This is a genomic window from Brachybacterium sp. GCM10030268 (assembly GCF_042666305.1).
In the GTDB taxonomy this organism is placed as follows: domain Bacteria; phylum Actinomycetota; class Actinomycetes; order Actinomycetales; family Dermabacteraceae; genus Brachybacterium.
Map to the genome: position 1 here is coordinate 1 of NZ_JBHTCW010000012.1, position 23025 is coordinate 23025.

General features: G+C 70.6%; 21 protein-coding genes. 6 read left to right on the plus strand and 15 right to left on the minus strand.

What is annotated here, in order from left to right; genetic code table 11:
* The first annotated feature begins 272 nt into the window (after positions 1-272).
* From ACFQRD_RS14340 to ACFQRD_RS14350, 3 genes are all read left to right on the plus strand, one after another.
* A complete protein-coding gene (locus ACFQRD_RS14340) occupies positions 273-1112 on the plus strand; it encodes an IclR family transcriptional regulator (RefSeq protein WP_377804625.1) in 840 nt (279 codons plus the stop codon).
* Between the two features lie 83 nt (positions 1113-1195).
* Positions 1196-2065 carry a potassium channel family protein gene (locus tag ACFQRD_RS14345; protein WP_377804628.1) on the plus strand — a complete coding sequence of 290 codons (870 nt, stop codon included), beginning with the start codon at positions 1196-1198 and terminating at the stop codon, positions 2063-2065.
* A gap of 129 nt (positions 2066-2194) precedes the next feature.
* Positions 2195-3217, plus strand: a complete 1023-nt coding sequence (locus tag ACFQRD_RS14350) for an LCP family protein (protein ID WP_377804629.1) — start codon at positions 2195-2197, stop codon at positions 3215-3217.
* 36 nt (positions 3218-3253) lie between these two features.
* Here ACFQRD_RS14350 and ACFQRD_RS14355 read toward each other — a convergent pair whose 3' ends face one another.
* The 9 genes from ACFQRD_RS14355 to ACFQRD_RS14395 all read right to left on the minus strand — a co-directional run bounded on the left by ACFQRD_RS14355 (position 3254) and on the right by ACFQRD_RS14395 (position 13864).
* Positions 3254-4066 (minus strand): hypothetical protein, encoded by an 813-nt coding sequence (locus ACFQRD_RS14355; RefSeq protein WP_377804630.1) that lies wholly within the window; start codon positions 4064-4066, stop codon positions 3254-3256.
* A 46-nt stretch (positions 4067-4112) separates the two neighbouring features.
* The gene (locus ACFQRD_RS14360; protein ID WP_377018627.1) at positions 4113-4796 is read right to left on the minus strand and encodes a hypothetical protein; all 684 of its coding nucleotides are present in this window, start codon (positions 4794-4796) and stop codon (positions 4113-4115) included.
* Positions 4797-4911: 115 nt separating this feature from the next.
* Positions 4912-5748, minus strand: coding sequence for a LacI family DNA-binding transcriptional regulator (locus tag ACFQRD_RS14365; protein WP_377018626.1), 837 nt, complete (start codon positions 5746-5748; stop codon positions 4912-4914).
* A gap of 23 nt (positions 5749-5771) precedes the next feature.
* Positions 5772-8369 carry a glycoside hydrolase family 2 protein gene (locus tag ACFQRD_RS14370; RefSeq protein WP_377018625.1) on the minus strand — a complete coding sequence of 866 codons (2598 nt, stop codon included), beginning with the start codon at positions 8367-8369 and terminating at the stop codon, positions 5772-5774.
* Positions 8370-9227, minus strand: coding sequence for an ABC transporter ATP-binding protein (locus ACFQRD_RS14375; protein WP_377018624.1), 858 nt, complete (start codon positions 9225-9227; stop codon positions 8370-8372). It lies immediately after the preceding gene.
* Positions 9224-10222 carry an ABC transporter ATP-binding protein gene (locus ACFQRD_RS14380; RefSeq protein WP_377018623.1) on the minus strand — a complete coding sequence of 333 codons (999 nt, stop codon included), beginning with the start codon at positions 10220-10222 and terminating at the stop codon, positions 9224-9226. Before ACFQRD_RS14380 ends, ACFQRD_RS14375 begins: the two co-directional genes overlap by 4 nt.
* The gene (locus ACFQRD_RS14385; protein WP_377018622.1) at positions 10219-11169 is read right to left on the minus strand and encodes an ABC transporter permease; all 951 of its coding nucleotides are present in this window, start codon (positions 11167-11169) and stop codon (positions 10219-10221) included. The genes ACFQRD_RS14380 and ACFQRD_RS14385 overlap by 4 nt, the downstream gene beginning before the upstream one ends.
* Positions 11170-11178: 9 nt before the next feature.
* Positions 11179-12165, minus strand: coding sequence for an ABC transporter permease (locus ACFQRD_RS14390; protein ID WP_377018621.1), 987 nt, complete (start codon positions 12163-12165; stop codon positions 11179-11181).
* A gap of 10 nt (positions 12166-12175) precedes the next feature.
* On the minus strand, positions 12176-13864 hold the full coding sequence (locus ACFQRD_RS14395; protein ID WP_377018620.1) for an ABC transporter substrate-binding protein: 1689 nt from the start codon (positions 13862-13864) through the stop codon (positions 12176-12178).
* A 229-nt stretch (positions 13865-14093) separates the two neighbouring features.
* On the opposite strand from ACFQRD_RS14395, the gene ACFQRD_RS14400 reads away from it, so the two are divergent.
* On the plus strand, positions 14094-15224 hold the full coding sequence (locus ACFQRD_RS14400) for an ROK family protein (protein ID WP_377018619.1): 1131 nt from the start codon (positions 14094-14096) through the stop codon (positions 15222-15224).
* 82 nt (positions 15225-15306) lie between these two features.
* On the plus strand, positions 15307-16527 hold the full coding sequence (locus ACFQRD_RS14405) for an MFS transporter (protein WP_377804632.1): 1221 nt from the start codon (positions 15307-15309) through the stop codon (positions 16525-16527).
* Positions 16528-16533: 6 nt separating this feature from the next.
* On the opposite strand, the gene ACFQRD_RS14410 is transcribed toward ACFQRD_RS14405, so the two are convergent.
* A complete protein-coding gene (locus tag ACFQRD_RS14410; RefSeq protein WP_377018617.1) occupies positions 16534-17184 on the minus strand; it encodes a DinB family protein in 651 nt (216 codons plus the stop codon).
* Positions 17181-17819: a DUF664 domain-containing protein gene (locus ACFQRD_RS14415; RefSeq protein ID WP_377018616.1), complete on the minus strand. Its 639-nt coding sequence runs from the start codon at positions 17817-17819 to the stop codon at positions 17181-17183. The genes ACFQRD_RS14410 and ACFQRD_RS14415 overlap by 4 nt, the downstream gene beginning before the upstream one ends.
* A gap of 106 nt (positions 17820-17925) precedes the next feature.
* Here ACFQRD_RS14415 and ACFQRD_RS14420 point away from each other — a divergent pair, with 106 nt between their 5' ends.
* The gene (locus tag ACFQRD_RS14420; RefSeq protein WP_377018615.1) at positions 17926-18882 is read left to right on the plus strand and encodes a helix-turn-helix transcriptional regulator; all 957 of its coding nucleotides are present in this window, start codon (positions 17926-17928) and stop codon (positions 18880-18882) included.
* Between the two features lie 33 nt (positions 18883-18915).
* Here ACFQRD_RS14420 and ACFQRD_RS14425 read toward each other — a convergent pair whose 3' ends face one another.
* From ACFQRD_RS14425 to ACFQRD_RS14440, 4 genes are all read right to left on the minus strand, one after another.
* Positions 18916-19773 (minus strand): sulfite exporter TauE/SafE family protein, encoded by an 858-nt coding sequence (locus ACFQRD_RS14425; RefSeq protein ID WP_377018614.1) that lies wholly within the window; start codon positions 19771-19773, stop codon positions 18916-18918.
* Positions 19774-19969: 196 nt separating this feature from the next.
* A complete protein-coding gene (locus ACFQRD_RS14430; RefSeq protein ID WP_377019518.1) occupies positions 19970-20701 on the minus strand; it encodes a DAK2 domain-containing protein in 732 nt (243 codons plus the stop codon).
* A 56-nt stretch (positions 20702-20757) separates the two neighbouring features.
* Positions 20758-21756: a dihydroxyacetone kinase subunit DhaK gene (locus ACFQRD_RS14435; RefSeq protein WP_377019519.1), complete on the minus strand. Its 999-nt coding sequence runs from the start codon at positions 21754-21756 to the stop codon at positions 20758-20760.
* Between the two features lie 100 nt (positions 21757-21856).
* The gene (locus tag ACFQRD_RS14440; RefSeq protein WP_377019520.1) at positions 21857-22897 is read right to left on the minus strand and encodes a M14 family zinc carboxypeptidase; all 1041 of its coding nucleotides are present in this window, start codon (positions 22895-22897) and stop codon (positions 21857-21859) included.
* Positions 22898-23025 lie beyond the last annotated feature (128 nt).

Consider the following 23025-nt stretch of genomic DNA (forward strand, 5'->3'; position numbering starts at 1 on the left):
ACGTGCTACGACCCCACCATCCACGAGCGGCGCAGAACCGACAGAAACGACCACAGCAGCGCTCTCACGGCCTAGAGGTTGACTCAGGGAACTCATGACTGCCCCTCCTGAGGCGCTGCTGCGGTCCACGCCCCGAGAGCACACGGCGTCGTCGGCGCGGGGGAACGGCATGTTCTGTATCGTGGAACAGGTATTCCGTAATGCATGTCAGCGTAGGGCGAGGAGTACCCCGCAGCAACGCGGTCCCAGACGGACAGGAGACGATCGACGCCATGGCCACCACCCCGGACGGCGGCTCCTCCCCCGTGGGCAGCGTCGACAAGGCGCTCGCCCTGCTCGAGATCCTCGCCGACGCGGGGCCCGACGGGATGACGCTGCGCGACATCGCCGGGCGCAGCGGGTTGAACAAGGCCTCGGTGCACCGGTTGCTGCGCGCCCTGATCCACCGCGACTTCGCCGAGCAGGTGCCGCCGGACCAGCGATACCGCCTGGGCAGCGCGCCCCTGGTCATGGCAGGTCGCTTCGAGGGCGGTGACCATCTGCCGGTCCTGTTCGCGCCCGCCCTCGCCTCGATCTCCCAGCGCACGCAGGAGCTCGTCCATCTCGGCCGGATGGACGGCGCACACGTCCTCTACCTCGACAAGGTCGAGCCCGAGCGCACCCTGCGGGTGTGGTCCCGCGTCGGCAAGCGGGCTCCCGCCGGGCGCACCGCCATGGGCCGGGCGATGCTCGCGGCCGACGGGATCCGCGGGTCCGCTCTGGACGCATACGCACAGGCCACCGCCGCCCGTGCGGCCGAGCCCGGAGCCGAGGTCACTCCTCGGCGTCTTGCCGGCGTCGTCGAGGAGGCCGCGCGCCGTGGCTGGGCGAGCGAGGTCGAGGAGAACGAGAGGGGTATCGCGTGCGTAGGGGTCGCCATGGTCCGGCCCGGTGGGAAGTCGGCGGCGGTCAGCGTCACCGGTCCGATCGAACGGATGGGAGAGCAGCGCCGCGCGGAGATCGGCGCGCTGCTGCGCGAGGAGCTCGCTCGCCTGGCTCCGGCCGGGTTCTCTCTCGCCGATACCGACCGATCGGGCGCCCCTGGCCGCACCGGCACCGGGGACGAGGGCTGATCCCGTAGTCTTCGCGGCGTCGCCGAGCGTGACATCAGCGAACGTCGTCTCCACCGCCACCGCGGGGAAAGAAGAAGAGCCGGATGACCGCCCTCTCCATGCTGGCCGGGATCGCCCTCGTCCTCGTCGGCCTCTTCGACATGTTCCACACGCTGCTGCACCCGCGCGGGAAGGGACGGCTGAGTCACGCCGTCATCGTGGCGTTCTGGAAGGGGTCCGCCGCGCTGGGTCACCGGTTCGGTTCCGCCGTGGGGCCCGGGGGCATGGTGGCCGTCATCATCCTGTGGGTGCTGCTGCAGGGCGTGGGATGGGCGCTGATCTACGCGCCCCACCTGCCTGAGGCGTTCTCGTACTCCGGCGTCGATCCCGCCCAGAAGGGCCCCCTCACCGAACCGCTGTACGTCGCCTTCATGACCCTGTCGACCCTCGGCTACGGCGACGTGGTCCCCAACGCCGACTGGGTGCGCGTCATCGCGCCACTGGAGGCCCTCACGGGATTCGCCCTGCTGACGGCCGCGATGACCTGGTTCATGCAGGTCCATCCCGCCCTCGCGCGCCGACGGACCCTGGCCCTGCGCCTCGCCGCTCTGGCCGACGCCGAGTACGCCGCGGAGCTCTCACAGCTCGAGCCCAGCTCGGCGGCGCGGACCCTGGAGACCCTCACCGCCGATCTCGCCGGCGTCTGCGTGGATCTCTCCCAGCACTCGGAGAGCTACTTCTTCCAGGAGGAGGATCCGGAACAGTCCCTGGCACGCCAGCTGCCCCACGTGCTCGAGCTGCGCGATGCCGGCCGGGAGGCGCCGTCGGCCGACGTGCGGGCCACAGCCCGGGCACTGTCGGAGGTGATCTCCCACCTGGCACAGAAGATCCAGGGGTTCGTCAAGGTGGAGGGAGAGCCGGAAGAGGTCTTCCGCGCCTACGCCGACGACCACGCCCGCAGGCAGCGGGAGTGACGACGGCGCGAGGATGCCCGGCCACGCAGCATGGAACGCCCTGATGACGAAGTGCCCAGCTCCGGGCCGCATACTATGCCGCGCCGGTACGGGCAGGCGCCCACCGGGTGGGGCGAAGGAGAGGTGCTCATGAGTTCTGTGCAGCGGCCGCGCGGGCGGCATCGCGCGATGTCACCGCGGCGGAAGGTGCGCCTGCGCCGCACTCTCCTGGTCACCGGTGCGCTCCTGGCGGTCGCCGTCCTGGCCGGCGTGATGATCCCGGCGATGCGCCTGCAGGGCAGCCTCGAGACGGCTCCGCTGCGGGCCGGGACCGACGAGGCCGATCCCCTCCCGACCGACGGGATGAACATCCTGGTCCTCGGATCAGACAGTCGCGATCTGACCAGCGGGAACTTCGAGCAGGGTGACGGCAGCAAGCGCTCCGACTCGCTGATGGTGGTCCACCTGGCCGAGGACGACGACCGGATCGACGTGGTCCAGATCCCGCGTGACACCGTGCTCGAGCTGCCGGCCTGTGCTGACGCCGGGCGCGGCGAGGCGCCGAGCAGGCGCGGCATGATCAACTCTGCGCTGAACTACGGCCCGGCGTGCTCGGTGCGCGCCGCCGAGGAGCTCACCGGGGTCGGCATCGACCACTTCGTCGAGGTCGACTTCGATGGGTTCGCGGACATCATCGACGCCCTCGGCGGCATCCCTGTCCACCTCGAGGAGCCGTTGCAGGATCCCTTCGCCGATCTGGATCTCCCGCAGGGTGATCAGGTCCTGGACGGCTACCAGGCACTGGCCTGGGCTCGCACCCGGCACGCCGTGGGCGATGGCAGCGACATCGCGCGCTTGGATCACCAGAAGGAGGTCATCGACGCGATCGCGAACACGGTGCGTCACGACGGGGTGCTGAACCGTCCGGACCGGTTGTACTCCTTCCTGGACGCCGTGATCGCCTCCCTCACCGTCGACGACGATCTCGGGTCGGTCAGAGCGCTGGCCACCCTCGCCACACGCGTCTCGCACGTGGACCAGAACGACATCACCATCGTCACGATGCCGTGGGAGCCGGCTCCGGGAGACCCGAACCGTGTCGTCCCCTCGGCTGATGCTGAGGACGTCTTCACCTCACTGACCGAGGACGTTCCGCTGCCGGAGCAGGCGTGAGCAACGGGCATCAGCGCCCCACGACACGCATTCCGCTCACCGGATCCGGGGACGCGGCACTCGCGAGGAGAGCAGCGCCGCCACGGTTCCCAGCACGATCGCGGCCACGCACGACATGGCGATCTGGTCCGACGGAATATGGAACCAGACACCTGGCCGGCCCGTGAGCGTCAATGCCCTCACGAGGATGTCCAGGACGAGCTCGCCCCCGGCGAGCACGGCGCTGACCACCGCCCCGAGGGCAGCACCCACGGCGACGGCGCCGGATCGCCGGCCGAGCATCACGAGAACGAGCACCACCACCGTCGTGGCGAGCGTCCATACGGCGACATGGAAGGCGTCGTCGGCGAAGCTGCTCAGGGTGGTTCGGATGGGCGCCGCCTCGAGCTGTTCCGGCGTATACATCCGGGAGAAGACGGGATAGAAGATCTGCTCCCCCGTCGTGCGGAAGTCGTACGGTGCGCCCAGTCCGAGCAGCAGGCCGGCCGACGGGGCCAGCACCCTACCGGCAGCCTCTCTTCCCTGCCACGACCGGACGACCACCACCACGGCACAGAGCGCCCCGGCAAGGATCACCGCGTGCAGTCCCGGGCGCAGCACGTCGAAGGGGGAGAGCCCCTGGCCGGAGGTTCCCCACAGTGAGGGGGCCCACCACAGTGACCTGTCCAGCACGATCGTGCCGAGTCCCAGGAGGACGCCGAGCCCGGCGAAGACGGCGACTCGGCGTCGGCTCTTCGCCGGGATGACGAGGAGCAGGGCACCCAGCGGGAGCGCGATCAGCAGCAGGTGGGCGATGTCGTGCTGGATGCCGTACTCCAGCGAGCGCAGCGCAAGCGACACACGTTTCACCGGTGCACCAGCCTCGACGAGGAGTCCCCCTCGAGGTCCGCGCCCCTCACCCCTCCACCGTCGCGTCGGCCTCGCGCGAGCGACGCGCCTCGAGCACGCCGCCGGCGATGCTGCCGATGGCGAAGGCGATGACCAGGACGATCAGCAGGGTCGACAGTGAGGTGCCGGGCGCTCCGCCGACGATCATCGAGGCGAGGGTCAGCACGCCCGCCACGGCGGCGGCGCAGGCGGTGCCGATCTGGAGCGCCCGAACCCGCCCGCTCAGTGCCACCAGAGCAGATGCGAGGGCCACCACGGCCATGGCGTCGATGACGACTGCGGCGAGCGCGATGACCTCAGAGGAGGAGATCCCGAAGAAGGCGGGAAGGATCCGGCTGGGATCGCTGAGCCCGATCAGCACGCAGGCGGCGATGCCCAGGCCCGCCCCGAGCGCCGAGCCGTCGCGCCGCAGCACGACCAGCACCGCCGCAGCCAGCGCGCACAGCACTCCCAGGACGATCCCCACGCCGGTGAGGGACCCGATCAGTCCCCCGCGGCCCACGAAGCTCGCCGCCCCCGCGATGATCACTCCCACCAGCAGGCTGGCTCCCAGGCCGAGCCCGGCACCGCTCCACATCCGGCGCGGCGCCGCGACGACACCCGCGGCGAGGAGGAAGGCGATCGGCACGGCCAGGGACACGGCCGTCAGGGCCGAGGCGAGGAGCTCGAGGGGATCGAGATCGAAGATCATGCTTCATGGTCTCCCGAGCCGGCGCTCGCGGGGGTCGGGTTCTCAGAACCGTGACCTCGCGCCGGCGCTGAGCGCCGGCGTCCACGGCGCGCACCGGCACCGCCGATGAACACCGTCAGCCGCGTCGTGGCGCCACGGTTCCCCGCGGGAGCAGCCGCGGCACATCCTGCGTGAGGTGGACGGGTCGGGCCGGATCCGCCAGAAGCGAGGTCGCAGCCCGTCCGAGATCCACCCCCAGCTGATGCGGCTGGCGGTCGATCACCGCGAGCGGCGGGTCATGGGTCTGGCACGCCGGAGAATCGTCCCAGGCCACGATGGAGACGTCCTGCGGGACGGCGACACCCATCGCGACCGCCCGGTCGCAGCCGGCGATGGCCATGGCGTCGTTGTCGTGGACGATCACCGTCGGCCGGAGGGATCCGGACAGCAGGGTCCGGACGCACTCGGCGCCGCTGGCCGCGCCGTAGTCCCCGTCGGCCGCGAGCATCGCCATGCCGTGCTCGCGCACGAAGGCCTCGTAGGCCTCGCGCCTCCACGCGCTGTGCAGCAGGTCCGACGGCCCGCCCACGTGGGCGATCGCCTCGTGGCCGAGCTCGCGCAGGTCCTGGAGCAGCCGGCGCATGGTCCCGCCGTTGTCCATGGTCACGCTCGAGGAGATCCGGCGCTGGCGTTCGTCGCCGATCACGATGAACGGCAGGCCGAGCTCCCGGGCGGCCGACGGTCGCGGATCGTCCACGTGGAGGTCCTTGAGGATCACCACGTCGGCCAGGGGCCGCTCGGCCCATCGCCGCAGCGCCTCGATCTCCTCGTCGACGCTGCGGCACACGCGGCTGAGGACGGTGTGTCCGAGAGGGACCACCGTGTCCTCCAGCCCCTGCAGCACCTGGGTGTAGAACTGCTCGGACCTCGCCGACCACACGGATTCGGGGATCGCGATGCCGATGGTGCCCATGCTCCCCCTCCGCGCGCCGATGCTCAGACGGCGCGCGAACGCGCCCGCGCCACCAGGTCGTTGGCGGTCAGCAGCACGTCCTCGGCCAGGAATGCCTGCGGGTCGGCCGTCGAGTTCGTGCGCACGCGCACGACGGCGCTCTCTCCCGGCAGCAGGGTGGTCAGCTGGCGGTCGACGTCGGCGGCCGGATCGACCTTGTCGGCCAGGACACACAGGTCGCGGACGGTCCCGGTCGCCCTGACGGTGATCGCCACGCCGTCCTCCGTCGTCGCGGCCGAGGCGGTGAACGCGCCGTCGGCCAGCGCGGAGTCACGGTCCTCCGCGAAGAAATGCACCGTGCGCACCGGGGCGGAGGGGGCCGCCCCCGCAGCCGTCGCCGACCCGTCGGGCTCCTCGCTCGAGCTGTCGAACTCCACGACGAGCACCTCGCGGGCGGCGTCCCCGGGGCTCGCCAGCAGCGCCGGAACGGGCAGGGTGGCCGCTGAACGGGCCTCGACCCGCACGTCGAGGCTGTCCTCGGCGAGCACGGTGCCCTCGTAATCCTGGCGTCGCAGCCGGAGCCGCCCGGTGAGGGCCTGGTCGGTGTCGTTGCCGAGGCTGATGGCCGGGCCCTGCTGGCCGGGCTGGATGGTCAGCAGCACCGGTGCGTAGAGGTCGCGCAGCGCGTACCAGAGCAGCTTGCGGCGACCGTCGCCGTCGACCGCGGCCCAGGAGGTGACCGGCCAGCAGTCGTTCAGCTGCCACACGATGGTGCCGCCGCAGATCGGCCAATAGGATCGGTAGTGGCCGATGCCGCAGGTCAGCGCGCGGGCCTGGTTCAACTGGGTGGCGAAGTGGAAGTCGTCGAACCCCTCGACCGGAGGCAGGTGCGGCGCCATGCCGCGGCGCAGCTTGTCCTGGCCGCCCACGGCCTTCTGGTGGGAGAGCATCGTCTCCGAGTCCGGGTCCAGGGGGCGTTCGGTGATGGCGCGGGCGATGGTCGCGTAGTTCGCCGGGCCCTGATAGCCGAACTCGGCGGAGAACCGCGGGATGGTGTCGCGGTAGCGCTCGTAGTCGTTGTCCTGCTCGGAGGCCCAGGCCACCCAGTTGTGCACGGTCCCGTGATCGGGGTTGCGGGGATCCTCGGGCAGCGGCCGCGAGTAGGGGCTGGTGGGGGTGTAGCTGCGGGTGGGGTCGAGCTCGGCGAGCAGGGCGGGGAACAGCTCGGTGTAGTAGCCGAGACCCCAGGCGGTGCCTTCGGGCAGGGTCTCCTTCCAGCCCCAGTGGTAGTAGCCCTCCACGTTCTCGTTGCTGCCGTTCCAGTGGATCAGCGAGGGATGCCAGGCCAGGCGGACGATGTTCTCGCGGGCCTCGGCCTCGAACTCGCTGCGCAGCGGCTCGGCCTCGGAGTAGGCGGCGCAGGCGGTGGCGAAGTCCTGCCACACCAGGATGCCCACCTCGTCGCACAGGTCGTAGAGCACGTCGGATTCGTAGAGCCCGCCGCCCCAGATGCGCAGCATGTTCATCCCGGCCTCGACGGCGTCGTCCACGCGGGAGCGGTAGTCCGCCGCCCTCAGGCGGGTGGGGAAGCAGTCCTCGGGGATCCAGTTGGCGCCCTTGGCGAGGATCGGGCGGCCGTTGACCACGACGGTGAAGGAGGTGCCGATCTCGTCGGGCTCCTCGACCACCCCGGCGGTGCGGAAGGCGATGCGGTGCTCGCGGTTCTCGAGAACCGCTCCGTCGGCGTCACGCAGCTCGAGCTGAACCGTGTACAGGGGCTGGTCGCCGTAGCCGCGGGGCCACCACAGCTGCGGCTCAGCGACGTTGAGCGCGAGATCGACGTCGTCGGCCGACTCGCGGATGATCGCCTGGTCGACCTCTGTTCCGGCCGGGTCCAGCAGCTGCGCGCGCAGCTCGAACTCGGAGTCATCGAGCAGGTCGGCGCGCTCGACGGCTGCGGCCAGGGAGACCGCTCCTGAGCTTCCCTCGACGGTGACGCGCGGGCGCACCTCGGCCAGGCGCGCGGTGGACCACTCCTCCAGCGCGATCGGGCCGGCGATGCCGCTGGTGACCAGCACCGGACCCCAGTCCCACCCGAAGTTGCAGGCCATCTTGCGGATCGCGTTGTAGGGCAGGTCGTTGCCCACCACGGGGAGCTCGCCGAGCACGGCGGTGTTCTCGCGGGCGGTGCGCAGCGGCGAGGCGAAGAGGATCTCCAGCTCGTTGGGGCCCGCACGCAGCGCGTCGGTGACGTCGAAGCGCCAGGAGCGGTGCTGGTTCTGCACGGCGGCGATGCGCCGGCCGTTGAGCATGATCGTGGCGGCGGTGTCGAGGCTGGCTGCGACCAGGTCCACCCGGTCCGCTGCGGTGCCGTTCCCGTCGGACCATTCGAACTCGGTGCGGTAGAGGACGTCGCACTCGCCCGTCCACTGCAGCTCGTGCTCGTGGCGGTCGACGTAGGGATCGGGGATGAGGCCGGCATTGTGGAGATCGGTGACGAAGCTGCCCGGCACGATCGCGGGGACGTCGACCGCCTCGAACGGGGCGGGCCCGGCGGTGATGGTCATCGTCCAGCCGCCGCGCAGCTCGTGGCGGCGTGCGGCGAGGGCGGCGGCGGTATCGACATCGACGAGCTCGTTCATTCAGGCGTCCTCCGACGGGGCGAGGTGGTCCGGCATGGGTACACCGCGGCGCTCCGCCTCGGCGAGGAACCGCGGATTGTTCCCGGGTTCCGGGGCGGCCACCAGCAGCTGCCGGGTGAAGGACGCCTGCGGGCGCAGGATGACGTCGTCGGCCGGCCCGCGTTCGACGACCTCTCCGCGGTACATCACCAGGATCTCATCCGAGAAGTGGCGGGCCGTCGCGAGGTCGTGGGTTATGTAGAGCATCGCGAGGTTCTCCTCGCGCTGCAGGCGCGCGAGCAGGTTCAGTACCCCCAGGCGGATCGAGACGTCCAGCATCGAGACGGGCTCGTCGGCGATCAGCACGCTGGGTTCGGGGGCGAGGGCACGGGCGATCGCCACCCGCTGGCGCTGCCCGCCGGAGAGCTCGTGCGGTTTGCGGTCGATGAAGTCGGCCGACGGGGAGAGGTTGACGCGGTCCAGCAGCTCGCACACGCGCTGGCGCACGTTCGCTCGGGTGGCCTTGCCGTGGAGCAGGAGGGGCCGCTCGATGTGGTGGCCGATGCTGTGGAACGGGTTCAGCGAGGCGAAGGGATCCTGGAAGACCATCTGCACCTCGTCGCGGTACTCGCGCAGGGCGCGACCCCGGCGGCCGATGGGCCGGCCGTTCAGCGTGATCGTCCCCGAGCTGGGGCGCTCCAGCTGCGCGATCAGCTTGGCGATGGTGGACTTGCCGGAACCGGACTGGCCGACGACGGCGACGGTACGGCCGGGAGCGAGCTCGAAGCTGACCTCCTGGACCGCGCGGAGGGCGAAGAAGCGCACGCCCTGACGGATCCGGTAGGTCTTGCTGAGCTTGTCGACGGCGAGAGTCGTCATCGTGTCTCCTGTGATCCGTCGGTGTGCGTGCCCGTTCCCGCCTCGGCAGGATCCGTCCCGGCGGGCTCCTGTCCGGCGGGTTCCTGCCCGGGCCCGCCGAAGCCGGCGCGGACGAAGTCCCCGGTGCTCCCCGTGAGGGAGGGGAAGGAGCCCAGGAGTTTGCGCGTGTAGGCGGCCTTCGGCTCGAAGTACAGGTTCTCGGCGGTCTCCAGCTCCACGATCTTCCCCGAGCGCATCACGGCGATGCGATCGGAGACCTCCAGCAGCATCGGCAGGTCGTGGGTGATGAACACGACCGCGAAGCCGAGGTCCTGGCGCAGCCGCAGCACCTCCTGCAGGATCTCCCGCTGGACCACGACGTCCAGTGCCGTCGTCGGCTCGTCCATGATCATCAGCTGGGGGTCCAGTGCCAGCGCCATGGCGATCATGACCCGCTGGCGCATGCCGCCGGAGAGCTCGTGCGGGAAGGCGTTGAGGCGGGCGGGGTCCACGCCCACCAGCTCCAGCAGCTCCTCGCTGCGCTCCAGGCGCTGCCGCTTCGTCATGTGCGGACGGTGCGTGGTGAACACGTCGCCCAGCTGCGTCCGCACGCTCAGCACAGGGTTCAGCGAGTTCATCGCGCCCTGGAACACCATCGCCACCTTCGACCAGCGGAAGGCTCGCAGGCTCTCCCCCTCCAGCGCGAGCACGTCGACGTCCTCCCCGGTGACGTGGTCGTGGAAGGTCACCGAACCGCCGGTGATCCGCGCCGGCGGCCGGTGCAGTTGATTGAGTCCGTAGGCCAGGGTCGTCTTCCCGCAGCCCGACTCCCCTGCCAGCCCCAGGATCTCGCCGCGGTGCAGGACGAACGAAGCACCCTGGACGGCGTGAACCGGCTCCTCGACCTCGTAGACCACGTCGAGACCCTCGACCGTCAGCACCGGTTCCTCTCGCACCGGTGAGCCGGAGCGCTCCTCCTCGAACCCTGCAGAGAGCTCGGTTGTCTCGGTGCTCATGCGTCAGCTCCGTCGTGATCGGCCTTCTCCGCGGCCCTGACCTGCTTCATCGCCTTCGGGGCGAGCTTGAGCCGCGGGTTGATGATGGTGTCGATGGAGAAATTCACCAGCGACAGCCCGGCCCCGAGGGCGGCGATCAGCAGGCCCGGCGGGACGAACCACCACCAGCCGCCCAGGGTGAGCGCCTGGCCGTTCTGGGCGTAGTAGAGCATCGAGCCCCAGGTCTGCGTGCCCACCACTCCGAGGCCGATGAAGCTCAGCCCTGCCTCCCCGAGGATCGCGGTGATCAGGGCGAAGACGAAGCCGCTGGACATCACCGGCAGCAGGTTCGGCAGGATCTCCACCGAGATGATGCGCCAGGGCCTCTCCCCCGCGATGCGCGCGGCGTAGACATAGTCGCGGGTGCGGATCGAGAGGGTCTGGGACCGCAGCACGCGCGCCGCGGCCGCCCACGACGTGATCGCGAGGATCACCGAGATCAGCACCAGCCCGCGCTGCTGGACGTAGGAGCCGATCACGATCATCAGCGGCAGCCCCGGCAGGATCAGCACCACGTTGGTGAACAGCGAGAAGAACTCGTCGATCCAGCCGCCCAGATACCCGCCGAGGATGCCGAAGAACGCGGAGAGGAACAGCGCCAGCGCCGCCACCAGCACCCCCACGATCAGGGAGCCGCGGGTGGCGTGGGCGAGCTGGGCGAGCACGTCCTGACCGGTCTGGGTGGTGCCCAGCAGGTGGTCCGAACTGGGCGGCTGCATGCCGCTGTTGTGCACCGCCAGCGGGTCCTGGACCACGAACGGCCCGATGATCCCGAACAGCACGATGGCCACCACGAGTCCCGCGCCGACGATCAGGGACGGGGTCAGCAGCCGCCGGAGGCGGTCACCGCGGCGAGCGGGGGCGCTGCCGGTGGCGGCACGCGCCGTGGCGAGAGCTCTGGTCGTCATGTCGCCTCCTCAGCCGCGGACCCGGGTCCGCGGGTCGATCACGCCGTAGAGCAGGTCCACCGCCAGGTTCGTCGCCAGCACGGAGACCGTGATGATGAGGAACAGGCCCTGCATGAGCGCGTAGTCGTTGTTGTGGACGGCCTGCAGCATCGTGTAACCGATGCCGGGGTAGGAGAACACCGTCTCCACCACGATCGAGCCGGAGACGACGAAGCCCAGCGAGATCGCGAAGCCCGAGACGCTGGGCAGCACCGCGTTGCGGGCGGCGTACATCAGCATCACCCGACGCGGGGCCAGCCCCTTCGCCTCGGCGGTGAGGATGTAGTCCTCGCTGAGGGTGGAGACCATCATGTTGCGCATCCCCAGCAGCCAGCCGCCGAGCGAGGACAGCACGATCGTCAGCGCCGGCAGGAAGCCGTGGTAGATCGCGTTGGAGATGAACGGGTAGTCGACGGCGGGACGCACCAGGGTGACGTCGTAGCCGCCGGAGACGGGGAACCAGCCCAGGTTCACCGAGAACACGTACACGAACAGCAGCGCGAGCCAGAAGTACGGAACCGCCTGCATGACCGTGGTCGAGGGGATCAGGGAGTCCAGCCACGTCCCCCGGCGCCAGCCGGCGATCATGCCGAGCGAGACGCCGATGACGAACGTGATGGCCGTGGCCAGTCCCACCAGCACCAACGTCCACGGCAGGGAGTGGCCGATCACCTGCCCCACGGGGGTGGGGAAGTAGGTCACCGAGACCCCGAGGTTCCCGCTCAGCAGCCGCCCGATGTATTCGACGTACTCCTGGACCAGGTTGCCGCTGTCGTCGGCCCCGAGCATCACCTCGATGGCCTGGCGGGTCTCCGGCTGGACGGGACCCCGCAGGGAGAGTTTGGCCAGGACGGCGTCGACCGGGCTGCCGGGCAGCATCCGGGGGATGAGGAAGTTCAGCGTCACGGCCGCCCACAGCGCGACCAGGTAGAAGCCGAGTTTGCGCACCAGATGCATGCAGGTGCCCTCAGCCCTGGACCGGGGTGACCGTCTTCAGCACCTCGGCGTTGTCCGGGGCGGACCACGCCATCGGGTACACGTACGGGTCCTCCTGGGTCGGCCAGCCGGTCACTCGCGAGTTGTTGTACTCCGTCAGGCTCGAGCCGATCAGCAGCGGGATCGCGGGCATCTGCTCCACCAGTCGCTGCTGCACGGTGAAGTACTGCTGCTTCTTCTCCTCGACATCGTCGGTGCCGGAGGCGGCCTCCAGGGCGTCGTCCAGCGCCTGGTCCGAGAAGCGGGTGATGTTCTGGTACGGGTTGCCGTTCTCCCCGACCGGGACGGTGCTCTCGGTGGAGAAGTGCGTGCGATAGGGGTAGTACGGATCGGGCGCGGGTCCCTGGCCGACGGAGTCGATGACCAGCTGGAAGGTGCCCTTGGCCTTGGAGTCGTTCCACTCGTTGACCGAGACCTGCTGCGGGACGAGCTCGATGCCCACCTCCTTGTACTGCTGGGCGAGGGTGTCCAGCGCGGTCACGAAGTCGGACCAGCCCGAGGGGCAGGAGGCGGTCATGGACACGCGCACCCCGTCCTTCTCGTAGATCCCGTCGGACCCTTCGGTGTAGCCGGCGTCCTCGAGCACGCGCCGGGCCTCGTCGGGCTGGGCGTTCCAGGGCGCGAGCTCGATCGAGGGGTCGATGAACTCGGCGTCGCGCTCGGGCAGGGCGAAGGCGGGCGAGATGTCGCTGCCGAGGCCGAAGAACGCCAGCGCGGACAGCTGCTCGCGGTCCACGCCGTAGTACAGGGCCTGGCGCACGGCGACGTCGGTCTGCGGTCCCTCGCACCCCAGGTCAGGGTTGCAGGCGGCGAACAGTGCGGCCTGGGAGGTGGGGGTGTTGGTGTAGCTGAGGTCGGGGTTGTCCTCGACGTGGGCGTCGATGTCCGGGATCGCGGTGGACATGTAGTCGATCTCGCCGGCGAGCCACTTGTCGGTGGCGACCTGGTTCCCGGACTGGGTCAGGGCGCGCACGCCCCCGATGGCGGGAACGCCCTCTTCCCAGTAGGAGTCGTTGGCCGTGAGCAGGTAGGACTCGGGGGTGAAGTCACTGAGCCGGAAGGCCCCGGTGCCGATCGGCTCCTCGTTGGGATAGGTCGCGAGATCCTCGACGTCGGCGAAGAGGTGCTCGGGGAGGATCCAGGTGCGGCCCAGCGCGTTGGGGCCCTCGGTGAAGGAGGGGCGGTCATAGGTGATGGTCACCGACGTCTCGTCCACGACCTCGGCCGACGGGGCGGTCCCCGCCGGGTTCAGCGCCTCGTTGTCCCGGATGGCGTTGAACGTGAAGGCGACGTCCTCGGCGGTGAAGTCCTCACCGTCGTGCCAAGTCACCCCTTGGCGGATCGCCACGGTCAGCTGCGTGCCGTCCTCGTTCCACTCGAAGCTCTCGCCCAGCAGCGGCTTGGGTTCGACGTCGATGGCCTTCAGCGGGTCGTAGTAGAACAGCGGCTCGAAGATCGGACCCTGGACCAGGGAGATGACCGAGGGCGAGTGGGGGTTGAGGTTGCGGCTGATCTCCCCGGCCCCGGTGAGGACCGTGATGGTCGGGCGCCCTTCCTCGCTCTCTTCGAGATTGGAGGTCGGGGCGCACGAGGCCAGCGCGACGGTGCCGGTGCCGCTGACGGCGGCAAGCTTGTACAGATCTCGACGACTGAGGTGCATCGTTGCTCTCCTTGGTCACGCATCGTCGCGTGATGAGTCGTTCACTGGGGAACTTCCTTCATCTGTTTAATGAAGTAGGAGTAGTCTCCGGAGCGGCCGACCATCCGTCAAGGGATGTCGTGGCTCACACAGGCAACGAAACGGTCACGACGATCCCGGAGAATCACGAGGACACCGCGGAGCCGGGCACGTCCCGGGCCCGGCACGGACCCGCATCAGGGGGTGCACCATGACTGCCACCGGCGAGCGCCGAGCGTCCTCGACCGATGCCGCGATCCTCGAGATGGTCCGCCGCCGCACGGAGACCACCCGGGTGGAGATCGCCCGCGAGCTCGGGGTCACCCCCGCCACCGTCACCTACGCCGTCAAACGCCTGATGGCTGCCGGCCTCCTGGTCGAGACCGGGTTGGCCCGCTCCAACGGTGGCAAGCGGGCCTCACTGCTGCGGCTGAACAACCGGGCACGGCGCGCCATCGGCTGCACCATCGAGGCCGACCGCCTCTCGATGGTCGGCGTGGACATGACCGGGGCACTCCGCTCCCGCGTGGTGCTGCCCCTGGCCCCCGACGCCTCCCCCGCCGCGGTCTCGGCCGTGCTGCGCGACGCCCTGGAGACGATGGAACCGGACCGGGATCCGCACTCGACCACCGGCATCGGCTTCGCCACCCCGGTGCGGGCCGACGGTCGCGGCGAGGAGCTGCTCGCGGCCGTTACCGGCGACCTCGCGTTCCCCACCACCAGCGCCGACGCGTCCACTTGTGCCGCGCTGGGCAGCTTCTGGAGCGGGGAGCAGCCGGAGCACGGGATGACGGCGACGGTGCACATGGACGACCGTCTCGGGCTGACGATCCTGCGGGACGGCCAGCCGCTGGAGAGCGCCCCGGGCGCGACGCTCGACCACGTCTGCGTCGACCCGCACGGACCGCCGTGCTCGTGCGGGGCCGCCGGCTGCCTGACGCGCTATGCCTCTCCCGGGGCTATCCGGGACGCCGCGGCCGAGGACGACGGGCTGGCCGGTCCCGCCCTGACCAGTGACGTCGTGCGGATCGCCTTGGCCGCCACGCGCGGGGATCCCCGAGCACTGAGCGTCCTCGACGATGCCTTCACCGCACTGGCCCGAGCGACCTGGACCATCACCAGCGCTGTCGGCATCCGGGCGGTGGTCTTCTCGGGCGCCGGTATCCAGGCCGCACCGGGACTGCTGCACGCGACCGCTGGCCGCTACCTCGCGGAACGCTCGCACGCGACCGGGATCCCGTTGGACGTGGCGGTCTCCCAGGTCCAGCCGCATCCCGGGGCGGTCGGCGCCGCCGTGCTCGCCCTGCAGACCTTCATGGAGCCCGGCGGCCAGCAGCGCTGAGAGCCGGCGTGCCCCGGGGTAAGCTCGCAGGCACCGTTGCGTGGCCGTGCGGCCCGTCCGAGCGAAGGAACCCCACGGTCCAGTGAACACCTCCGGCACTGTCGACGCCCAGGCCACCGCGCCCAGCCGCGTCCCGTACCGCACGCTGATCTGGCTCGCGGTGGCCACCTTCACCACCGGTATCGACGGCTATGTGCTGGCCGGGCTGCTGCCGGACATCGCCGCCGACCTCGACGTCACCGCCGCGCTGGCCGGGCAGCTGGTGGCGGTCTTCGCCCTCACCTCAGCGGTCGCCGGGCCGATCCTCGGTGCCCTCACCAGCGGCTGGGAGCAGCGCCGCACGATCCTGGCAGCGCTGGCCACGTTCATCGCCGGCAACCTCCTCACGGCGATCGCCCCGACCTACGCGATGGCTCTCAGCGGCCGGGTCGTCGCGGCGCTGGGCGGGTGCCTGCTGGGCGCGGCGGTGACCGGCTACGTCGTGCATCTGGTGCCGGAGCGGCATCGCGGGCGGGCGCTGTCGTTCGTGCTGGGTGGGTGGATGACGGCCACGGCGCTGGGGGTCCCCGTCGGCCTGATCCTCGGCCAGAGCAGCTGGCGCCTGCCCCTGATCCTGGTCTCCGCGGTGGGGGCGGCGGCGCTGGTGGGGATCGCGCTCCGCCTGCCCCACCTGCGGTATCCCTCCTCGAGCCTGCGTGCGCGGCTGCGGCCCCTCGCGCAGCCCCGGCTGGTGGCGGGGCTGCTGGTCTCGACCGGTGTGCTGTGCGCGAGCTACATCTGCTTCACCTATGCGGTGCTGATCCTCGGGCCCACGCACTCGGCGCCGTGGATGATGATCGTGCTGATGTGCGCCTACGGGGTGGCGAGCATGAGCGGCAATGCCGCGACGGGGCGGCTCGCGGACCGATTCTCCCCGGTGCGCGTGCTCACGCTGATCCTGGCGGGCCTGCTGGTCAATGCGCTGTTCGGAGCGCTCTCCCTCGCCCTGGCGGCGCCGGCGGCCGTGGCCGTGCTCAGCGTCGTGTGGTTCGTCCTCGCCGGCATCGGCAACGGGGGCCACGCCGTCCCGCAGCAGGCGCGGCTGGCCGCGATGGCACCGGCATCCGCCTCCGTGGTCATGGCGCTGAACGCCAGCGCCATCTCGCTCGGCAATGCCCTCGGGGGCGGAGCCGGTGGACTGGCCCTTGCCGGCGGCCTCGATCCGAGCCGCCTGCCGTTGCTCGCGGCGGCGGTGCTGGCGGTGACCCTGCCCCTGCATCTGCTCGTGGCGCACTGGCCGCGCCGTCCGCGGCCAGTGCGCTGACCGGGCTCACCCCCGGTGCGCCCAGAGGTCACGTAGCAGGGCGATCTCGGCCAGGTGGTGGATGAGCTCGCGGTTGATGTGGGCGACGAGCGTGGCACGGGAGTACTCGGCCCACGGGCCCTCGGCCTCTCCTGCGGCGACCTGCAGGTCCGCCTCGTCCCAGGCGCGCACGCCGCTCAGCCACCGCTCGTACTCCGCATCGAACTGGGCGAGGGCGTCGTGGGCCGTGGCCGCGTACGTCCAGCTCATGTAATCCGCCGCGGGCCCGCCCAGGTGGGCCGCACTGCGCGCGGCCAGGATGCCGACGATGATGTGCCCGAACCGCCAGGCGATGGTGGTCATCGGTGCCGGGTCCGGTTCGGGGAACTCGAAGTCGATGACCATGTCGCCGGCGCCGCCCTGGAGGGCCGCCGGCGGCGTCTGCCCCGGGGGGGTGCGGGGGTGGACGCTCCAGGCGCTGCCGTCGGGCGTGGGATCGAAGAAGTACTCCTCGTCGATCAAACCCTCCAGGCGGGGCCGCACGTACTCGCGCACGTGGTGGTCGATCTGGTCGAACAGCACGGTGGCGAGGTCGCCGCCGACGCCGGCCGGCTGCTCGGTGGTCTCGCGGGAACCTATGGTCTCGTGGGGATCGGTGGTGGGGACCATGGTGGTCATCTCCTTGATGTGGATGCGGGCTGAGCGGGTGGGCACTTCGTGGGCAGGCACGGCTGCCCGTCGGCCAGGGCGTTGAGCTCGTAGGCGATCTTGGCGTCGATGCTCTCCCGGATGATGTCGGCGTGGCCGGCGTGGCGGGCGAACTCCTCGATGCTGTGCAGAGCGATCCAGCGCACGGTCCACTGCTCCGTTCCACTGAGCCACGGTGCCTCGGGGACCGCGACGGGGGCGTCGAGGTCGGCGTCCTCGAGAGAGACCGCCAGTCGCGTCGCCACCGTCTCCAGCGCCTCGCGCAGGGAGTCCGCTGTGTCCTCACCGTGCGCCGCGCTCATCCCTCCCCCGCTGAGCGCCTCGGAGTGTTCGGACCTGAGCGCGGTGGGCGGCGAGTCATCGGAGGTTCCCTGCGCCGAGTGCGAGCGGGCCGTGGCGTCCTGGACCTGAGCCACGAAGGCGTCGGCGACCTCGAGGACGTGGCGGGCGAGAACCGCGAGGCTCAGCTCAGAGGCGGAGGGATGCGCGGTGAGCTGGTCGCGGTCCAGTCCCTGGAGGGTGGTCGCGACCTGTCGGATCTGCTGGTGCGCGAAGACGGCGAGGCCCTCGCGCTCGGTGGTGATGTCTCGGGTCAGGAACGGCATCGTGCTCTCCCCTGCTGCTCGTCGGCCCGCTGGTCGATGCGGTCGGGATCCACTCTGCGGGGCTGCGCGGACAGATTCTGTCCTCGGAGGGAGGCAGACTGTGCCCATGAGCGACGTGACGAGGAGAGCCCTGCAGCTGCTGGCACTGCTGCAGTCCCGCACCGTGTGGACCGGACCCGAGCTCGCCGAGCGGCTCGAGGTCACGGTGCGCACGGTGCGCCGTGACGTCGACCGCCTGCGGGAGATGGGCTACCCGGTGCTGACGTCGGCCGGGCATGGCGGCGGGTATCAGCTCGGCGCGGGCCGGGAGCTGCCGCCGCTGCTGCTGGGGGCGCATGAGGCGGTGGCTGTGGCCGTCGGGCTGCGCCTGGCGGCGACCTCCGGCATCGAGGGACTGGACGCCGAGGCGCTGCGTGCCCTGGCCGCGCTGGATCGGATCCTGCCGCCGGAGGTCCGCACCGGGGTCTCGGCCATCGCCGATGCGATGGGGGTCGTCGCCCGGCCCGTCCCGGGCGCCCGGTCGGAGGTGCTGCTGACCCTGGCCACGGCGGTCCGCGACGGCACGCGCGTGCGGGTGGACTACGAACGCGCCGACGGTCAGCGCGCCGAACGACGCATCGAACCGCATCGCGTGCTGACCGTGGACGCCCACTGGTACCTGTTCGCCTGGGACCTCGATCGCGAGGACTGGCGCACCTTCCGGCTGGACCGGATGCACGATGTCCACCCCAGCACCTTCCCGATCACCCCACGGCCGACGCCGGACATCGAGCGCACCGTCCGTGAGTCCATCACCGTCGGCGGGTACGAGACCTGGGTGACGGTCCGGCTGCTGCGCCCCTACGAGGAGATCGCCCCGCGGGTCCCCGCTCGCACCGCGACCATCACCCCGGACGGGGAGAACGCCTGCATCCTGCGGGCGGGTGCCGACGACCTCCGGTGGCTCGTCGCGCGCCTGGCGCAGCTGGGGGCGCCGGTGGAGGTGATCGAGCCCCCGGAGATGCTCACCGCGCTGCAGGAGTTGGGCCACTGGGCTGCGAGCGCCCGCGCTGCCTCATCCTGAGCCGGCCGGGCCGCTCGCGCGCCTGCCCGCGCATCACACGAGCAGCAGTCCGATCGCCGAGGCGACCGTGAGCACCAGGACGGCGTTCTCGAACACGCCCTGGGGAATGCGCCGGGCCAGTTTCGCGCCGCCCAGTGCGCCCAGCAGGACCAGTGGGATGAGGAGCGCGTCCATCACCAGGGTCTCCCGCGTGATCAGGCCGAGCCCGGCGGAGAAGGGCAGCTTGAGCACGTTGACGATGGCGAAGAACCAGGCCGCGGTGCCCAGGAAGGTCAGCACCGGCATGCGCATGGCGTAGAAGTACATCGACATCACCGGTCCCCCGGCGTTGGCGACCATCGTGGTGAACCCGCCGAGCAGTCCGTACCCGGCGCGGCTCAGCGCGGTGCGTGCACTCGAACGCGGAGCCTGCTGTGCGGCGGCGGCCCGGGTGGCAGGCAGGGCGCTCGAGGTGTCGGCACTCGAGGTGTCGGCGCTCGCTCCGTCGGCCGCCTTCTCGCGCTGAGCGGCGCGGCGACGCCAGACGGTCACCGCCACCAATGCCAGCAGGATGACGCCGATGGTGCCGCGCACGGCCTCCCCACCGACCGTGGCGAAGAAGATCGTGCCGGCCACGACGCCGACCAGGACGCTGGGGATCAGCCGCACCAGAGTGCGCACATCGGGCTCTCGCCGATAGACCCACAGCGCCGTCGCGTCCCCGACGATCAGAATCAGCAGCAGCGCCGCCGTGGATTCCTTGGCGGGCATGGCCAGGGCGAACAGTCCGACGGCGATGGTTCCGGCGCCGGGCAGGGCCGTCTTGGAGAAGCCCACCACGAGGGCGCCGGCGCACACCAGCAGCCACGAGGCGGCGCTGAGGGTGGGCAGCAGCGCGGCGAGGTCGGGCATGGTCGGTGAACCTACCAGCGCCGGGCGGCACCGGGGTAACTCTGGGCAGTGCGATGGCGGGTCACCGCGGCCCTCCGGCAAGAACATGTAGCTGAGCTGCATCTGCCCTGCTCTCACGGGGGTCACACGCCGCTCAGCGACAAGTTCGTGCCAGCCATCTCCGGCATGCCGGGCTCTCCCGGTAGCCGGGGTCCGGTCAGCGGATCCAGCTGATATCCACCGAGGACTCCCCCGCCGCAGCCGCACGGGCGGCGCCGATGACCAGCACCATGGCGGCGGCGCCGGGGTCGATGACGCCCTTGGAGGCGTCGCCCACGTAGCTGGCGCGCCCGCGACGGGCAGTGGTCTCCGCGGTGGAGCGGACTCCTTCGAGGCCGGCCTGCTCGGCGGCGGCGAGTGTTTCGGCGGGGCCCTTCCCGGCCTGGACGGCCTCGCGCAGGGCGCCCACGGCCGGGTCGAGCGCGTCGACCATGGTCTTGTCGCCGACCTTGGCCTCGCCGTACTTCTGCACGGTGGCCTGGCCTGCGGCGAGCGCCTCAGCGAACTGGGCGAGCGTGGGGGTCCGCCCGTCGGCGCCACTGTCTCCGGTCCCGCGGTCCGCGCCGTCTCCGATCCCGTCGTCCTCACCGGCCTTGGCGAGGTCGCGGAAGAACATGCCGAACAGGGGCCCGCTGGTCCCTCCCACGCCGAGCCACGCCATGTACAGCGCGGTGAACCACTCGCGATAGGTGCCGGGGCCCTCCGCGTCGATGTTCGCGTCCAGGAGCTTCATGGCGGTGCGGACGTTGGTGCCGAAGTCGCCGTCGCCGGCGCGGCGGTCGAGGTCGCCGAGGGCGTCGGCGGCGGCGGAGAGGGTGTCGCGCACGAGCGTGACGCTCTGACGCCCGAAGTCGTCGCCCAGGGGTTCGCTGCTGGTCGTGGCGGTCATGTCGGTGCTCCTTGCCAGGTCAGGGCATACCGGGTCAGTGTGTGCGGGGTCGGGGTTCACCAGGTCAGTGCGGGGGTGCGGACCGGTGCGTCCCACAGGCTCCGCAGCTGGTCATCGAGCGGCATCAGCGTGATCGAGACGCCGTGCATGTCCAGGCTGGTCACGTACGGGCCGACGAGGGAGCGGCTGATCTCGATGCCGGCGTCGCCGAGGCGGTGGTGCAGGGCACGGGCGACCACGTTGAGCTCGAGCGGGTAGGTCGAGCCGAGGCTGTTGACGATGGCGATCACCTCGTCGCCGCGGGCCAGGCCCAGCTCCTCGAGCAGGGGGTCCAGCAGCAGGTCCGTCAGCCCGTCGGCGTCGGCGAAGGACGCGCGCTGTGCGGCCCGCTCGCCATGGATGCCGACGCCGAGCTCGATCTCGTCGGCCTCGAGCTCGAACTGCGGCTGGTCGTCGCCGGGGTGGGTGCCAGCGGTCAGCGCGAGGCTCATGGTGCGGGCCGACGCGGCGGCGCGGCGACCGATCTCGGCGACCTCCTGCAGGGAGGCTCCGGCCTCGGCGGCGGCTCCGCACACCTTCTCGACGATCACGGTGGCGGCCGTACCGCGCCGGCCGGGCCCCTCGTCGTCCTCGGTATCGGTGGCGAGATCGTCGTCGACCAGCACCATCTCCGTCTCGATCGCGTCGTCCCCGGTGATCTCCCCGGCGATGCGGAAGTTCAGCACGTCGCCGGTGTAGTTCTTGACGATCTGGACGACGCCGCGGCCGGAATCGGCCGCCTTGGTGGCCTCCAGGACCTGCAGTGCGGTGGGGCTGGCGAACACGGCGCCCGCCACGGCGACATCGAGCATGCCGGTGCCCACGAACCCGGCGTGCAGCGGTTCGTGGCCGGAGCCGCCGCCGGAGACCAGACCGACCTTGTCCCGGGCGGGCTGCTTGCGGGTGAGGAAACGGTGCTCGGCGTTCAGCTCCAGCAGGGTGGGGTGGCTGAGCGCGAGACCTTCGAGGGCCTGCGGGATGAGGTCGTCGGGATCATTGATGATGCTTCGTCGCATGGGCGCTCCTCGAGACGGCGGCGTGTGCCTCGAGCGTAGCGCTGCCGGAGGCGGCGCGCTGGGGTCGGCCTCAGCGCGCCGCCCTCGGAATCACCGTCGATCACTCGTCGGGGTTGTACGTGCTCTGCGTGGGAAGCGTGTCCCAGAACGAGGTGTCCACGGTCTCGATCGACCCGTCGGCGATGGCGCGCGCCGTCTCCTCGAGTGTGGTCACGGTCTGTCGGATCAGGTATCCGCTGCTGCGCGCCCCGAGGACATAGTCCTCGTATGAATGATCGGACATGCCACGCATCTCGAACAGCAACGTCGCGATGCCGTACTCGACTGCCAGGCCATTGCGGCTGATGGTCTCGGCGCTGCCGCCGTTGTACTTGCCGATCAGTCCCCACCCCTTCGCCTCGACGGAGTCGTAGACGACTCCGCCGAGCTGCTTGGAGCGTTCGACGAGTTCGGGCGCGACGTTGGGGGTGGTCGGGTAGAGGATCGAACCGGATACCCACTCCTCCCCGATGGCGCTGTACGCACCCTGGTGGTGCAGGTCGATCATGTAATCGACGTCGAACGCGCCGAGCACGTTGTCGTGCAGCGCTTGCGTCTCCGGCTGGAGCCGGTCGACATGATCGCGATTGAGGTCGACCTCGGCAGCGTTGTACCGCGTGAGGTGTCGGTCCCCGTGGGCGATGTAGTCCTCGAGAGAGAAGTCGACGTCGCCCATCGCCCCATCCGGGTTGAGCATCGGGACCACGAGGACATTGACTCCCTCGAGCACGTCACGGTTGCGCCCCGTGCCGAGGTGCTTGATGAACTCGAGCGCGCCCTCCGTCGTGAGCTGCTCGTTGCCATGCTGCTGTGTGAGATAGAGGACCGTCGGATTGTCGAGATCGCTGACCCATGAGGCCAGGTAGAGGTCCCGCCCCTTCAGCGACTGACCGATGACCGTCAGTTCCATCGCCGGCTGCTTGGCGGCCTGCGCCTCCAGGAACGAGGCGACATCCTCGTACGTGGACAGGTGGGCAGTGGTGATGTTGCCGTTCCCGCCCCACTCCGGCCCGTTGCCCACCGCATGGGCGGCAACCGGCACGGAGATGAGGGGAAGGGCGGTCAGTGCACCGAGAGCGCTTCGTCGTGTGATGTGAGTCATGGGGTAGACCGAATCGGTTCGCACGGCTCACCTCAAGGAAGTTGTCAGGAACGGTGCTGAACCGTGACCTGCTCAGGGTTCCGCGCCCCCACGGTCCAGGTCTCACCAGAACCGCAGACGGGACGCGT